The sequence below is a fragment of the Pseudomonas sp. S11P7 genome, from assembly GCF_023195435.1.
GTDB lineage: Bacteria > Pseudomonadota > Gammaproteobacteria > Pseudomonadales > Pseudomonadaceae > Aquipseudomonas > Aquipseudomonas fluorescens_G.
Genome location: NZ_JALPKS020000002.1, coordinates 2,724,163 through 2,738,549 on the forward strand (window position 1 = coordinate 2,724,163; position 14,387 = coordinate 2,738,549).

At 58.3% G+C, this 14,387-nt stretch carries 12 protein-coding genes; 8 read left to right on the plus strand and 4 right to left on the minus strand.

The features are described 5' to 3' along the window. Window positions 1–42 precede the first annotated feature (42 nt). A complete protein-coding gene (locus M0746_RS12545; RefSeq protein WP_208937598.1) occupies window positions 43–1,164 on the minus strand; it encodes a sugar diacid recognition domain-containing protein in 1,122 nt (373 codons plus the stop codon). Window positions 1,165–1,335: 171 nt separating this feature from the next. Here M0746_RS12545 and M0746_RS12550 point away from each other — a divergent pair, with 171 nt between their 5' ends. The 4 genes from M0746_RS12550 (at window position 1,336) to rarD (ending at window position 7,268) form a co-directional block, all read left to right on the plus strand. Further along, window positions 1,336–2,649 (plus strand): MFS transporter, encoded by a 1,314-nt coding sequence (locus tag M0746_RS12550; RefSeq protein ID WP_258449405.1) that lies wholly within the window; start codon window positions 1,336–1,338, stop codon window positions 2,647–2,649. A 332-nt stretch (window positions 2,650–2,981) separates the two neighbouring features. Beyond that, window positions 2,982–3,995, plus strand: a complete 1,014-nt coding sequence (locus M0746_RS12555; protein ID WP_258449406.1) for an aldo/keto reductase — start codon at window positions 2,982–2,984, stop codon at window positions 3,993–3,995. A gap of 110 nt (window positions 3,996–4,105) precedes the next feature. After that, on the plus strand, window positions 4,106–6,217 hold the full coding sequence (locus tag M0746_RS12560) for an acyltransferase family protein (protein ID WP_258449407.1): 2,112 nt from the start codon (window positions 4,106–4,108) through the stop codon (window positions 6,215–6,217). A gap of 169 nt (window positions 6,218–6,386) precedes the next feature. Beyond that, on the plus strand, window positions 6,387–7,268 hold the full coding sequence (gene rarD, locus M0746_RS12565) for an EamA family transporter RarD (RefSeq protein WP_258449408.1): 882 nt from the start codon (window positions 6,387–6,389) through the stop codon (window positions 7,266–7,268). A 125-nt stretch (window positions 7,269–7,393) separates the two neighbouring features. Here the strand turns inward: rarD and hppD are convergent, their stop codons facing one another. Together hppD and M0746_RS12575 are read right to left on the minus strand one after the other, a co-directional pair. Next, the gene (gene hppD / locus M0746_RS12570; RefSeq protein ID WP_258449409.1) at window positions 7,394–8,470 is read right to left on the minus strand and encodes a 4-hydroxyphenylpyruvate dioxygenase; all 1,077 of its coding nucleotides are present in this window, start codon (window positions 8,468–8,470) and stop codon (window positions 7,394–7,396) included. 250 nt (window positions 8,471–8,720) lie between these two features. After that, window positions 8,721–9,656, minus strand: coding sequence for a DMT family transporter (locus M0746_RS12575; RefSeq protein WP_258449410.1), 936 nt, complete (start codon window positions 9,654–9,656; stop codon window positions 8,721–8,723). Between the two features lie 76 nt (window positions 9,657–9,732). On the opposite strand from M0746_RS12575, the gene M0746_RS12580 reads away from it, so the two are divergent. The 3 genes from M0746_RS12580 to M0746_RS12590 all read left to right on the plus strand — a co-directional run bounded on the left by M0746_RS12580 (window position 9,733) and on the right by M0746_RS12590 (window position 12,838). After that, the gene (locus M0746_RS12580; RefSeq protein ID WP_258449411.1) at window positions 9,733–10,605 is read left to right on the plus strand and encodes a LysR family transcriptional regulator; all 873 of its coding nucleotides are present in this window, start codon (window positions 9,733–9,735) and stop codon (window positions 10,603–10,605) included. 98 nt (window positions 10,606–10,703) lie between these two features. Next, complete coding sequence (locus M0746_RS12585; RefSeq protein WP_258449412.1) at window positions 10,704–12,239, plus strand: EAL domain-containing protein; 1,536 nt, start codon at window positions 10,704–10,706, stop codon at window positions 12,237–12,239. A 233-nt stretch (window positions 12,240–12,472) separates the two neighbouring features. Continuing rightward, a complete protein-coding gene (locus tag M0746_RS12590) occupies window positions 12,473–12,838 on the plus strand; it encodes a histone-like nucleoid-structuring protein, MvaT/MvaU family (RefSeq protein WP_090283274.1) in 366 nt (121 codons plus the stop codon). 216 nt (window positions 12,839–13,054) lie between these two features. Here the strand turns inward: M0746_RS12590 and M0746_RS12595 are convergent, their stop codons facing one another. Beyond that, window positions 13,055–13,573, minus strand: a complete 519-nt coding sequence (locus M0746_RS12595) for a DUF4946 domain-containing protein (protein WP_258449413.1) — start codon at window positions 13,571–13,573, stop codon at window positions 13,055–13,057. A 138-nt stretch (window positions 13,574–13,711) separates the two neighbouring features. Between M0746_RS12595 and gloA the strand changes: the two genes are divergently transcribed. Then, window positions 13,712–14,233 carry a lactoylglutathione lyase gene (gene gloA / locus M0746_RS12600; protein WP_108182643.1) on the plus strand — a complete coding sequence of 174 codons (522 nt, stop codon included), beginning with the start codon at window positions 13,712–13,714 and terminating at the stop codon, window positions 14,231–14,233. The last annotated feature ends 154 nt before the right edge of the window (window positions 14,234–14,387 follow it).

The window sequence follows — 14,387 nt, forward strand, 5'->3', positions numbered from 1 at the left end:
TGTGGGAGCTGGCTTGCCAGCGATGGCGACCTCAAGGACAACTCATGTCGATGGATCCGTCTGCGGCAACAGCTGCACCCCCAGATACAACGCCAGCATTCCGTCCAGCCGCAGCGGATCGACCCCGCTCAACTCGGCGATCCGCTCCATCCGGTAACGCAAGCTGTTGCGATGAATGCCCAAGGCATCGGCACAGGCCTGACTCTGGCCGTCGTGCTCACACCAGCTGCGCAGCGTCGCCAGCAGTTGGCCGTTGCTGTCCTTGGCGATGACCTTGCGCAGCGGTTTGAGCAGTTCGTCCAGTGCGTCATCGTTGCGATGGCGCCAGAGCATCACCGGCAATCGATAACGGTTAAGCGTCAGCACGCGCGAATGCGGCAGGACTTCGCGCCCGTAGGCGAGCAAATCGCCGACCCGTCGATAACAGCGGCGCAACCCGGCCAGCCCGTCAGCTTGCCCGCCCACGGCCATGCGCAGGATTTTCCAGCCGAGGCCGTCGAGTTTTTCCAGCAAGCGCTCGTGCTCGACGTGTTGACTCGCCGGGCGACACCACAGCAGCGATGACTGCGCCGAACTCACGCACCAGCTGTCCGGGTAACGCGACAGCAGCCAGGCACTCAGCGCCTCGACGGTTTGCCCCGGACCGTGCTCCAGACTTAATTCGAACAGGTACGGCACCCGCGTCAATTGCGGCTTGAGCCCGAGTTGCTGCGCCTCGTCGACCAGCCGCGGCGAATCACCCGCCTCGCTCAGCAACAGCGCCAGCAGATCATCACAGCGCTGGCGCCGCCATTGCTGCTCGGCCTGCTGGTTGCGCTGGCCAACCAGCATTTCCGCGGTCATGCGCACCAGCTCGGCATAGGTGCGCAACTGCTCCGGTTCGCCGGTGAGGCCGAGCACGCCGATCAAGCGCTGATCGAGCAGCAACGGCAAGTTGATGCCCGGTTGCACGCCTTTGAGATGCACCGCCGTCTGCGCATCGATTTCGACCACGCGACCATTGGCCAGCACCAGTTGCGCACCCTCGTGGCGAGTATTGATGCGCTCCGGTTCGCCACTGCCGAGGATCAGCCCCTGGCTGTCCATGACGTTGACGTTGTAGGGCAAAATGGCCATCGCCCGGTCGACGATGTCCTGGGCGAGGTCGTGATCAAGTTCGAACATGACAGCGGCAATCCTTGATTTTCGGCGCGTGCGATTGTTCACCCGCACAGGGTCTGCCGGCAAACCCTGTGCTCAGGCACAAAGACAATCCGGCCAGAGGTGGCCGAGACTCTCGGGGCGATCAACGTTACCCTTTGCATCGCAAAAAATCATAATAAAGAGAGAGCCGCTATGTCGCAGAGCGCCGCAGCTACCCAGACCATCGACACCGACGGTAAAAACGCCGTCTACAAACGCATCACCCTGCGTTTGATCCCCTTCATTTTCATCTGCTACCTGTTCAACTACCTCGACCGGGTCAACGTTGGTTTCGCCAAACTGCAGATGCTCGACGCGCTGAAGTTCAGCGAAACCGTATACGGCCTTGGTGCCGGGATCTTCTTCATTGGCTACGTGCTGTGCGGCGTGCCGAGCAATCTCGCGCTGACGAAATTCGGTCCACGGCGCTGGATTGCGCTGATGATGATTACCTGGGGCACGCTGTCGACCTGCCTGCTGTTCGTCACCACGCCGACCGAGTTCTACACCCTGCGACTGTTCACCGGCGCGGCCGAAGCCGGGTTCTTTCCGGGTGTGGTGCTGTACCTCTCGCAGTGGTTCCCGACGTTCCGCCGTGGGCGGATCATGGCGCTGTTCATGTCAGCGATTCCGGTGTCCGGTTTGCTCGGCAGCCCGTTCTCCGGCTGGATCCTCAATCACTTCGCCGCCGGCCAGGGCGGTCTCGCTGGTTGGCAGTGGATGTTCCTGCTGCAGGGCATTCCGACGGTCATCCTCGGCGCCCTCGCCTGGTTCCTGCTCAGCGACAGCTTCGCCAATGCCAAGTGGCTGACCCCGCACGAGCGCGCGGTGCTTGAAGCCGATCAGGCCGAAGATCTGGCGAACAAACCGAAATCCACTTCCGACTCGCTGCTGGCGGTGTTCAAGAACCCGGCGATCTGGGCGTTCGGGCTGATTTACTTCTGCATCCAGAGCGGCGTCTACGCGATCAACTTCTGGCTGCCGTCGATCATCAAGAACCTGGGTTTCAGCGATAACCTGGTGATCGGTTGGTTGAGCGCGATTCCCTACCTGCTGGCGGCGGTGTTCATGCTGGTTGTCGGTCGCTCGGCCGACCTGCGCAAAGAACGCCGCTGGCATCTGGTAGTGCCGATGCTCATGGGCGCAATTGGTCTGCTCATCGCCGTAAACTTCGCGGCGAATCCGGCGATTGCGATTCTCGGTTTGACCATAGCCACCATGGGCGCGCTGACCGGGCTGCCGATGTTCTGGCCGGTGCCGACCGCCATGTTGAGTGCGGGCGCTGCGGCCGGTGGACTGGCGTTGATCAACTCGATGGGGCAAATGGCAGGGTTCTTGAGCCCGTATCTGGTGGGTTGGGTCAAGGACAGCACGGGGTCGACGGATGCCGCGTTGTATCTGCTGGCGGCGGTGATTGTCGGCGGGAGCTTGTTGGCGTTGCGGATGACGCGGACGTTGCGGGCTTAGCCTGAGTTCTCTAACACTGCACCATCCCCTGTGGTAGCTAGCCCTGCTAGCGATAGCGGTCTTTCAGTTACACAAGTATCGAATGTGACGCCATCATCGCTAGCAGGCTTGCCGCCACTGATCGTTCCCACGCTCCGCGTGGGAATGCAGCCCGGGACGCTCCGCGTCCCAAAGCAGACGCAGAGCGTCCTTGGCGGCGTTACCACGCGGAGCGTGGGAACGATCAGAAGCCCTGCCCTTGGTGACGGGGCACTCGATCTTGTTAATTCACTTTGCCCCTTCATCCGCATCTGGTATTTGATCCCTCTCCCACCGCCAAAAAGGATTTCGCCATGAGCTACCGCACACTCGGCCACTCCGGACTGCAGGTCTCGGCGCTGACGCTCGGCACAATGATGTTCGGCGAGCAGACCAGCGCCGAAGACTCGCTGCGTATCATCGACAAGGCCTGGGATCAGGGCATCAATTTCATCGACACCGCCGACGTCTACACCAATGGCCGCTCCGAAGAAATCGTCGGTGAAGCGATCGCCCGGCATCGGCACGAATGGGTGCTGGCGACCAAGGTCGGCTTCGGTCCGGTGGACGGCGTGCCAAACCGCAGCGGTTTGAGCCGCAAGCACATCTTCAATGGTCTGGAAGCCAGCCTTACTCGGCTCGGCACTGACTACGTCGACATCTATTACCTGCACCGCGAAGACCACAACACGCCGCTTGAAGTCAGCGTTTCGGCGATTGGCGATCTGATTCGCCAAGGCAAGATTCGCTATTGGGGGCTATCGAACTATCGCGGCTGGCGCATCGCCGAGGTCATCAGCATTGCAGACAAACTCGGCGTTGACCGACCGGTGATCAGCCAGCCGCTGTACAACATCGTCAACCGTCAGGCCGAGACCGAGCAGATCACCGCTGCGCAAACCTATGGCCTCGGCGTGGTGCCTTACAGCCCGCTGGCCCGTGGTGTGCTCAGCGGCAAGTACGCGCCGGACGTGCAACCGGACGCCAACAGCCGTGCCGGGCGCCAGGACAAGCGCATTCTGGAAACCGAGTGGCGCGTCGAGTCGTTGCGCATTGCCCAGCAGATTCAGCAGTACTCCGAGCAGCGCGGCGTCGGCATGGTCGAGTTTGCGATTGCCTGGGTGTTGAACAACAGCGCCGTGACCTCGGCCATTGTCGGGCCAAGGACCGAGGCGCAGTGGGATGCCTATACCAAGGCGCAGGCGGTGAAGATCAGCGCCGAAGATGAGGCGTTTATCGATTCACTGGTCACGCCGGGGCATGCTTCGACACCGGGTTTCAACGATGTCAGCCATTTCGTGCCAGGGCGCAAACCGCATCAGGCCTAACAAGTCTTCCCTAATGTAGAACAGCCGATACAATCGGCTGTTTTTCATTGAATTCAGCGCGATCAAACGGAAACTGGATTGATCGTCGCAAAATTGCCAGGGATTACTGCATGTTTGATCGTTCCGTCGAGGCACCCACAAAGCCTTCTCTGCTGAAAATTCCCGGCGACAAACACGATGCGCAGTCACAGCCTCGCACCGAAGCGGCGGCAACTGCCGCCGAGCGAAAAACCTCAATCGAGTATCGCGCCGACATCGACGGCCTGCGCGCCATCGCCGTGCTGCTGGTGTTGATTTTCCACGGCGGCCTGGCGTTGTTTCCGTCGGGATACATCGGCGTTGACATCTTCTTTGTGATATCCGGGTACCTGACCACCTCGATCATCATGTCCTCGCTGGACAAGGGCACGTTCAGCTTCAGCGGCTTTTACACGCGGCGCATCTGGCGTCTGCAACCGGCGATCATTGCGCTGCTCATCGTCACCTTACTGATCACCACGCTGCTTTATCTGCCCAGCGACTACGTCGATTTTCTCAAAAGCGAAAAATACACATCGCTGCTGATTTCCAATCAGTACTTTTCCAAAGTGACCAGCGGTTACGCGACGCCGGATGCTGCAAGTCTGCCGTTGCTGCACACCTGGTCTTTGGCCATCGAATGGCAATGGTATCTGGCCTTGCCGCTGGGCCTCTGGCTGCTCAACCGTTACGTGGCGAAAAGAGTTTTCAAAGCCACCGTGCTGGGTCTGACCCTCGCGGCAATGGCACTGGCGTTGTATCTGTCGTACGCCTATCCCGATCGAAACTATTACTTCTTCACCGCCCGCATCTTCGAGCTGATGATCGGTTCCTGCGCGGTCATTTTCAGCACCGAGAATTTCCGGCTCAAGCGCCTGAGCGCTTCGCTGATTTGTGCGCTGGCGCTGGCGACGCTGTTCTACTGCGCGACGCGCGAAGATATTTTGTCGGGTTTCCCCGGCTACCACGCCATCGCGGTGTGCCTGGCCACGGCCGTGCTGCTGTTTCGCGGCATCGGCGATGCCAGCGTGACTTCAAAATTGCTGGCCTTCCGGCCGCTGGTGTTCGTAGGCACGCTCTCGTATTCGCTGTACGTGTGGCACTGGCCGATTCTCGCCGTGACGAGCTACCTGGGCATCGCCCTCACCCCGCTGGTGCAGGTGGTGTACTTCGCCGCGACCTTCGTCATCGGCTACCTGTCCTTCGTGCTGATCGAAAACCGTTTCCGCAAGGCGCGTGCAGGCTTCGGCAAAACCCTGATCTGGCTGATGATCGTGCCGGCGATTGCCTTGTCATTGTTGCATTCGGCGGGAGACCGGAACGAGGGCTGGCCGAACCGCTTCAATCAGGGCTCGAACAATCTGTTCAACGGTTTGAAAGCATCGGTACCGGCCAACCGCGAGGCATGCCTGGGCGTGAGCGACGGTGCCGATCCTGGCTGCATCATGGGCGCGGCACAGGCCAAGCCTCAGGTTCTGCTGATGGGCGATTCCTACTCGAACCATTATTGGGGTTTCGTTGAAACGCTGGCCAAGGACGCGGATCTCGCCGTGCTCGCGCAGGGTTATCCGGCCTGCCTGGCGCTACCGAACATCTACCTCTACAACTGGTACAAAGCGAAAAACGCGCTGTATCAGAAATGCCATAACGCTGCGCAACGCTACTACGAAATGATCGCCAACCAGCATTTCCGCTACGTGATCATCGGGCAGTTCTGGGAGGCTTATCTCACCGATGCCATCGTCACCCGCCTGGAGGATCCGCGCAGTGTCGAACTGTCGCAACAACGCCTCGGCGTCGCGCTCCGCCAAGCCCTGGACATCATCGTCAAGTCCGGCGCGACACCGGTGTTCCTGATGAATACCCTGCCGATGCCGACGGGTATCAATGAATGCCTGTTGAAACAGGTAAAGCTGCGTGGCTGGCTCGGCAGTGCCGAACAGAGCATTCAATGCGCATCGGTGCCTTGGTCAAATGACGAAGATCCGACATTGGCCAGGTTGTTCAGCCAATTGCAGGGCGAATACCCAAGCCTGATCGTCATCGACCCGAAAAGCCTGCAATGCAAGGACGGCGCTTGCACGACCACGGTCGACGGCTTGCCGGTTTATCGTGACCTCGGTCACATGACCGATTACGCGTCTTACCGGTTCGGTGAAATGTACCTCAAGCGTTTTGGCAATCCGTTGAAGTCAGGTCAGTGATTTCAAGAGCTTCGCGAGCAAGCTCGCTCTCACAGGGAAACCGGCAGCTATGCTGATGGCTTGGCGATCCGGTTGATGCCTGTGGAGAATATTGAGCATTCGATCAATATTCAGCACAAAAACCACGTATCCTGCGCGCCCCGTTCACCCCTCAACCCGCGAGGACAGCTTGGCTAAAGGTATCGCTCTATCGGTTTCGGCTTCGGTGCTGTTTGCCGTCATGTATTACTACACTTCGTTGCTCACGCCGTTGAGCGGTGTGGAAATCTTCGGCTGGCGGATGCTTCTGACGGTCCCGTGCATGACCGTGTTCATGCTGGTTTCCGGAGAATGGCGGCGGGTTGTCGAGCTGGTGCGCTCGATGGCGGCGAGGCCGAAATTGATCGGCGGCTTGATCGTCTCGGCGGCACTGCTCGGCGTGCAGTTGTGGCTGTTCATGTGGGCGCCCCTGAACGATTACAGCCTCGATGTCTCGCTGGGTTATTTCCTGCTGCCACTGGCGATGGTATTGACCGGGCGCATCGCCTATGGCGAAAGCCTGTCGTATCTGCAAAAGATCGCGGTGTTTTTCGCCAGCCTTGGCGTGTTGAACGAGTTGTATCAGGTTGGCGGTTTTTCCTGGGCGACGCTGGTGGTCGTGGTCGGTTATCCGTTGTACTTCGTGCTGCGCAAATATCTTCAGACCGACAACCTCGGCGGCCTGTGGGTCGACATGACGTTGATGCTCCCGGTCGCGTACTGGTTTGTGCAAGGCGGCGAGCAGGGCTTCGGCGTATTTGACCAATATCCTGGGTTGCTCTGGCTGATTCCGCTGCTCGGGCTGATCAGTGCATCGGCGTTGGTGGTGTACATCATTGCCAGTCGCTTGCTGCCGTTCAGTCTGTTCGGCTTGTTGAGTTATGTTGAGCCGGTGCTGCTGCTCGGCGTGGCGCTGTTGCTCGGCGAAAGCATCAAGTCCGGGGAGTGGCTGACCTATATCCCGATCTGGATGGCGGTGGTGGTACTGGTCTTCGAAGGCTTCAAACACTTGATGCGACAGAGCCGCCCCTAAGCCAAACACAAAACAAATGTGGGAGCCAGCCTGCTGGCGATTGCGATCTGTCAGTCAACTTTTATGTTGAATCTGAAGTCGCTATCGCCAGCAGGCTGGCTCCCACAATTTATCGGTGCAACGGATTACTCGGTGGTCAACACACCACGACGCACCTGGTCGCGTTCGATCGACTCGAACAGCGCCTTGAAGTTGCCCTCACCGAAACCGTCATCGCCTTTGCGCTGAATGAATTCGAAGAACACCGGGCCCATCAGGGTTTCCGAGAAGATCTGCAGCAGCAGACGCTTGTCGCCCTGCTCCGACGCGCCATCGAGCAGAATACCGCGCGATTGCAGTTGATCGACCGGCTCACCGTGATTCGGCAGACGCCCTTCGAGCATTTCGTAATAGGTGTCCGGCGGCGCGGTCATGAAGCGCATGCCGATCTTCTTCAACTGGTCCCAGGTCTTGATCAGGTCGTCGGTGAGGAACGCGACGTGCTGAATGCCCTCACCGTTGAACTGCATCAGGAACTCTTCGATCTGCCCGGCGCCCTTGGACGATTCTTCGTTCAGCGGGATGCGGATCATACCGTCCGGTGCGGTCATCGCCTTGGAGGTCAGGCCGGTGTATTCGCCCTTGATGTCGAAGTAGCGAATTTCACGGAAGTTGAACAGCTTCTCATAGAAATTCGCCCAGTAAGCCATGCGACCGCGATACACGTTGTGGGTCAGGTGATCGATGATCTTCAGGCCGGCACCGATCGGGTTGCGGTCCACGCCTTCGATGAACACGAAGTCGATGTCATAGATCGAACTGCCTTCGCCGAAACGGTCGATCAGGTACAGCGGCGCGCCGCCAATGCCTTTGATGGCCGGCAGGTTCAGCTCCATCGGACCGGTTTCGATGTGGATCGGCTGGGCACCGAGTTCCAGTGCGCGGCTGTAGGCCTTTTGCGAATCCTTGACGCGGAACGCCATGCCGCAAACGGACGGGCCATGTTCGGCGGCAAAGTACGAGGCCACGCTGTTCGGTTCGTTGTTGAGGATCAGATTGATCGCGCCCTGACGGTACAGGTGCACGTTCTTGGAACGGTGGGTCGCGACTTTGGTGAAGCCCATGATCTCGAAGATCGGCTCCAGGGTGCCGGGAGTCGGCGATGCGAACTCGATGAACTCAAAGCCCATCAGGCCCATTGGGTTTTCGTATAAATCTGCCATGGTGACGCCTCATCATTTCTTATCAATCAACCGGGGTTTATTGGCGAGTCATGCTGAGAGCGCTGGGCGGCGCGCAGGAAATGCCACGCACACTGCGGGCGAGGAAGTCACCGTAGATCAGTTGAAACCCGAATATCTTCATTGTCGACCCAAGGCTTTTGCGGGCGAGGCTTCTGCTGCCAGAAGACGATTATTATTGTATGCGTAACCCGATTCTACACAGCGTAAACCGGCTTGTCTGCTGCCCCTATCAAATCCGCTTTCTTGCGTTTGCCGCAAGGGGTTTGTTGCACAGGTAAATGCCGCCGAGGATCAGCGCACCGCCCAGGCACATGGTCAACGTCAACTGCTCGCCCAGCAGCAGCGCGCCGAAGATTACCGCCGTCAATGGGTTGAGCGCGATGAAGACGCCACTGCGCGTCGCGCCGATCTTGCGGATGCCGTGGTAATAACCGATGTACGCCAGCGCCGAGCCGAGTACACCGAGGTAGGCGAGGCTCAGCCATTGTGCCGTGCCCAGATCAACCAGAGCATGCCAGCTCAGTTCGCCGCGCGCTGCCGCCAACAGCCATAACATCAGCGTGCCGATCAGGATCGAGTACGTCACCGTCTGCACCGGGCCTAACAACTGGTTAAGTTCACGGGAGAACAACGAATAAACGGCCCAGCCCAGCACGCACCCCAGGATCAACAGATCGCCCATCCATGCGTCGGGCGTCGCCGCCAGTAATTGTGGATTGCGGCTGAAGATCACCAGCGCAGCGCCGGCGATACAGATTGCGATACCCGCCGTTTTCATTACGCCCAGGCGCTCCTTGAACAAGCACCACGAAGCCAGGCCGATGACCGCCGGGTTCAGCGCGACAATCAACGAAGCGCGCGACGCGTTGATGTATTGCAGACCGTAAAAGAAGCACAGGTTGTAAAAGAAAATCCCGAAAAACCCCAGCAGCGTCAAGCGTAGCCATTGCGCAGTGGTGGGCCGCACGAGAGGGACCCGCGCCAGCCAGATGAAACCCAGCAACGCCACGCTCGCCAACAGGAAACGCAGGCTGGCGGCAAAGATCGGGCTTAGTCCCCCGGCGAGGAAGCGCCCGGCAACGAAGGTGCCGCCCCATATCATCGTTACCCCTGCCAGGGTCAGGTAAACCGGAACGTCGGATGATGTTTTATCAAGATTGTGCATGTAGTCGAGGCTCGAAAAGTTGCGGATGCTTTATGATCAGGCTCATTCACCCTCATCGTAAAATGAGCAAATACTCATGACCCTTACGCAACTGGAGATCTTCTCGCTGGTCGCCGAACTGCGCGGTTTTACCCTCGCCGCCCATCGATTGGGGATTTCCCAGTCGGCGGTATCCCACGCAATGAAATCACTGGAGCAGGAACTGGGCGTTGAACTGCTGCGTCGGCATCAGGCGCAAGTAGAGCTCAGTACCATTGGTGAGCAATTGTTATTGCGCGCCCGCGCCATGCTCGGCCTGGCCAATACCTTGCGCCAGGAGGCCGCCGATGCGCGCGGCATGAAAAGCGGTACCTTGCGCATCGGCTCATTCGGGCCGACTTCGTCGATCAAACTGCTCCCAGCCATTCTGCGGCGCTATCGAGAAGCTCATCCGGGCATCGAAGTGCACGTTGACGAAGGGCCGGATCGTCAGGTGATTCAATGGCTGGAGGAGCGCCGGATCGACGTCGGCTTCGTCGTGCTGCCAGAAGAGCGTTTCGACACATTCAGCCTGATCGAAGACCAAATGGTCGCCCTGCTGCCGCCGGAGCACCCGTTGACAAGGCATCCAGCGTTAAGCCTGAAAGATTTGTGCGAGGTGCCATTCGTACTCACGGAGGCTGGCTCATCTGAACTGGTATCGCGACTGTTCATGGCCGCGCGCCTGCAACCGAATATCCGCTACCGCTGCGCGCAACTGCTCAGCACGCTCGATCTGGTCAGCCGTGGCGACGGCATCACTATCGTCGCCGAAGGCTCATTGCCGGAGGCGCAAAATGCAGGTTTCGTGAAGAAGCCATTGTTGCCTGCGGTCAAGCGTCAGGTTGGACTCGCCGTTCTTGATCGGCGCCAGGCATCACCCGCCACGCTGGCGTTTATCGAGGTGGCGACGCGGATAAATCATGATTGAGCGGCGCAATCAGCGTGTTCGATCTATCCTCGCTCCTGGCTGACTGCTTTTGCGAAGCGCGCCGAGTTTCGCCCCACCCACCGCGACAGGATGCGCCCATGCCGTTGACCGTCAGACCCCGCCGCAAACGCAGCACACGTATTGTCATCACGCTGCTGAGCGGGCTGCTGCCGATCATATTGGGCGGTGTGATTCTGCATATGCAGGCCGAACGCACCCTTGAACAGAGTTCCGGGGAGACCGCCGAACAGGCCTTGCGTCAGTTTGAGCTGATGCTCGACAACACTGCGCAAGCGGCTCACGACCTCTTGCCATTGGCTGGCCAGACGTGTGAAAGCGTCAAGCTGGCTCTGCGCGAACAAGTGACCCGCCGCCCGTTCGTGCGCTCGACCAATCTGGTGTGGGACAACAACCTTTACTGCAGCTCGCTGTTTGGCGACTACCAGGAAGTCGTAAATGCCGGCGACTACAACCAAGGCAAGTTGTGGCTGATGAACGGCAATCCGGTAACACCAGACACCGCGCTGCTGGTGTATCGACTCAGCGAAGGCCGCGGTGGCGCGTTGACCACGCTGGACGGTTATCACCTGAGCAATATCCTGCGACTGATCGGTCGGCAGACGCTGCTGGTCTTGCAAGTGGGGGATAACTGGCTGGCGGCTGATGGCAAAGTCCAAACGGGCGCCCTCCCCGCACTGCCCGTTGCGCCGACCACGCTGGTTTCATCGCGTTATGGGTTCAGCGTCAGCGCCGGTTTTGCCCAAGGTGAAACCTGGCGCTACATGGCCGCTGAGTACCCTCCATTGTTCAGCCTGCTGATCTTCTTCGGTGCAGTCTCCGGCGCAATCGGCCACGTCGTGCAAAAGCGCTCGGTTTCGCCAAGTCATGAGATGCTTCGGGCGCTGGAAGCCGGCGAATTCATCCCCTACTTCCAGCCTGTGGTGCATGGCGACAGCAAGGCCTGGTCCGGCGCCGAAGTGCTGATGCGCTGGGCTCATCCCAAAGAAGGCCTGGTGCGACCGGACCTGTTCATTCCGTTTGCCGAACATTCAGGATTGATCGTGCCGATGACTCGCGCCCTGATGCAACAAACCGCCGCGCTGCTGGGACCGTTGTCAGCGACCTTCACGGCGCCCTTTCACATTGGCGTCAATATTACCGCCAGCCATTGCCGGGATCTGGAACTGGTGGAGGACTGTCGACTGTTTCTCGCCGCGTTCGCCCCCGATAGCGTCAGCCTGGTGCTGGAGTTGACCGAGAGCGAATTGATCGAGCCCACCGAGATCACTCGCCAACTGTTCGAGCAACTGCATTCACTCGGGGTGAAGATCGCCATTGACGACTTCGGCACCGGACACTCGAGCCTGGCTTACCTGCGTAAATTCAATGTGGACTTTCTGAAAATCGACCAGAGCTTTGTCGCCATGATTGGCATCGACGCGCTATCGCGGCACATACTCGACACGATTATCGAACTGTCCGCCAAGCTGGATCTGGGTATTGTTGCCGAAGGTGTCGAAACTCAGGCACAGGCCGACTATCTCACCGAGCATCATGTCGATTTCCTGCAAGGGTATCTGTTTGCCAAACCGATGCCGGCGGCGGATTTCATCGACGCATTAACTCACCGTTAACTAAGGTGAGTTAAGACGAGCGTACCGATGAGGCGCACCAAATTGATACAAAAGACCGCTGCTGTTACATCAAGACAACATCAGGATTTACTCTTGGCGCATTAACTACTACAATTTTTTCAACCTGAGCAAAATTCGCAGGTGAGCCATTATCACCGAGTCGCTTCACGGCTCTTGGCTTATAGCTTTGTTTGCGGTTGGTATCAGCCAAACACACTATTGGAGTAAAGATATTGTCCAGACTCGCTGAATTTCGTGCAGCTGAAAAGGCCCTTCAGGAACAGCTCAAGCAGCTGGAATCGCTGAAGAACGACGCCGGGCTCAAGAAAGAAATCGAATTCGAAGAAAAGCTCCAGGGGCTGATGAAAACTTACGGCAAAGGCCTGAAGGACATCATCGCCATCCTCGATCCAAACCCGGCAAAATCCGGCCTACAGACCGCTGCAGCGCCTAAAACCCGCCGCGCGCGCGTGGTGAAGGTCTATCAGAACCCGCACACCGGTGAACTGATTGAAACCAAGGGTGGCAACCACCGTGGTTTGAAAGCCTGGAAGGAACAATACGGTGCCGGCACCGTTGATTCGTGGTTGCGCGGTTAACGCGCCAATCGACTAAAAGCCCTGCATCAAGCGGGGCTTTTTTATTGACAATATCTAACAAATGAAATGAATTTCATCGTACAAGTTGCGACATTTGTGTAACGTTTATGAGCCAACGGCTAAACATTTTGCTGCTTGATGTTGACACGCAGCGCCACGATCAAACTTTAGTCTTAATCCCTTCCGGTATCTAAACGACTCGCGCAGAACAGCGGCTTAAAGTTTCAAGCTGTTTCTCACCGCCACTATCTCGTCGGCACTTGCCTTATAAACCTCGGCCTGCCCGGCGTAGGAAAGTACATAGGCTTTGTGCGCGTCGACTGCCGCGACCAGCGTTTGCGACAACACATGCCGCCCGTTTTCAGTGATCGTGCAAGTGGTTTCCAGCGCGGACAAACTACCCAGCGTCGCGGCATGCACTTTGTTGCAGACACTTTGGTAGCCGCTTTGAAAGAAATCTTTCTGAATCGACTTGCGCATTTCCAGCAGCACACCCGGCAAATTGACTTGGTGGTCTTTCTCGACCTCGGTCATGGTCAGCTCCATCACCATGACCTGATTGCCGTCAGCGTCAATTTTGACTGCCCGCTGTCGCGACACCTGCGCCGTTGCTGCGGGCAGCGCTTCAACCTGCCAACCGGCCGGCCAGGTGATGTTCGGCTCGTCCGCGGACGCGCACACCGCAACGAACGACAAGGCGGAAAACACAAACAGGGATTTGAACAGTCGGATCATTGCCGCAAGCACTCGCAAATTGAGCGGTAAAGTCTGAGGCTCGCCGGGGCGCAGGGCAAGGCTGCCCTTTCATTTGGCGATGCCGGCCGGCATGCGTATCATTGCGCCCATCACTCGCCCATAGATATTGGAGGGCCCATGAGCCTGCACGAACTCAACACATTCCCCGGCGTCACCGCCACCCCAGACAGCGCAACCCGCAACTTCGTTTTCAACCACACCATGTTGCGCGTCAAGGACATCACCAAGTCCCTGGACTTCTACACCCGCGTGCTGGGTTTCTCGCTGGTCGAAAAGCGCGACTTCCCGGAAGCTGAATTCAGCCTGTACTTCCTCGCGCTGGTCGACAAGTCGCAGATCCCGGCTGACGCCGCTGCTCGCACCGAATGGATGAAGTCGATTCCGGGTATTCTCGAATTGACCCATAACCACGGCACCGAGAACGACGCCGATTTCGCCTATCACAATGGCAATACCGACCCGCGTGGTTTCGGTCACATCTGCATTTCTGTGCCGGACATCGTGGCGGCATGCGCGCGCTTTGAAGAACTGGGCTGCGATTTCCAGAAGCGTTTGACTGATGGGCGGATGAAGAGCCTGGCGTTTATCAAGGACCCGGATGGTTATTGGGTTGAGATCATTCAGCCAGCACCGCTGTAACAGACTGCATAAATCCACCTGCTCGCGAAGGCGTCAGGTCAGCCAATATCATCGTTGAATGACGCACCGCTTTCGCGAGCAGGCTCGCTCCCACCTTGAATTTGTGGCAGGCAATAAAAAACCCGTGATCGCTCACGGGTTTTTCATTCCTGGT

Bases quoted from the DNA above. Each gene is read 5' to 3' on its own strand.
- M0746_RS12595 (WP_258449413.1), bottom strand. From the start codon at position 13,573: ATGATCCGACTGTTCAAATCCCTGTTTGTGTTTTCCGCCTTGTCGTTC.
- M0746_RS12550 (WP_258449405.1), top strand. From the start codon at position 1,336: ATGTCGCAGAGCGCCGCAGCTACCCAGACCATCGACACCGACGGTAAA.
- M0746_RS12545 (WP_208937598.1), bottom strand. From the start codon at position 1,164: ATGTTCGAACTTGATCACGACCTCGCCCAGGACATCGTCGACCGGGCG.
- M0746_RS12555 (WP_258449406.1), top strand. From the start codon at position 2,982: ATGAGCTACCGCACACTCGGCCACTCCGGACTGCAGGTCTCGGCGCTG.
- M0746_RS12580 (WP_258449411.1), top strand. From the start codon at position 9,733: ATGACCCTTACGCAACTGGAGATCTTCTCGCTGGTCGCCGAACTGCGC.
- gloA (WP_108182643.1), top strand. From the start codon at position 13,712: ATGAGCCTGCACGAACTCAACACATTCCCCGGCGTCACCGCCACCCCA.
- M0746_RS12585 (WP_258449412.1), top strand. From the start codon at position 10,704: ATGCCGTTGACCGTCAGACCCCGCCGCAAACGCAGCACACGTATTGTC.
- M0746_RS12560 (WP_258449407.1), top strand. From the start codon at position 4,106: ATGTTTGATCGTTCCGTCGAGGCACCCACAAAGCCTTCTCTGCTGAAA.
- M0746_RS12575 (WP_258449410.1), bottom strand. From the start codon at position 9,656: ATGCACAATCTTGATAAAACATCATCCGACGTTCCGGTTTACCTGACC.
- hppD (WP_258449409.1), bottom strand. From the start codon at position 8,470: ATGGCAGATTTATACGAAAACCCAATGGGCCTGATGGGCTTTGAGTTC.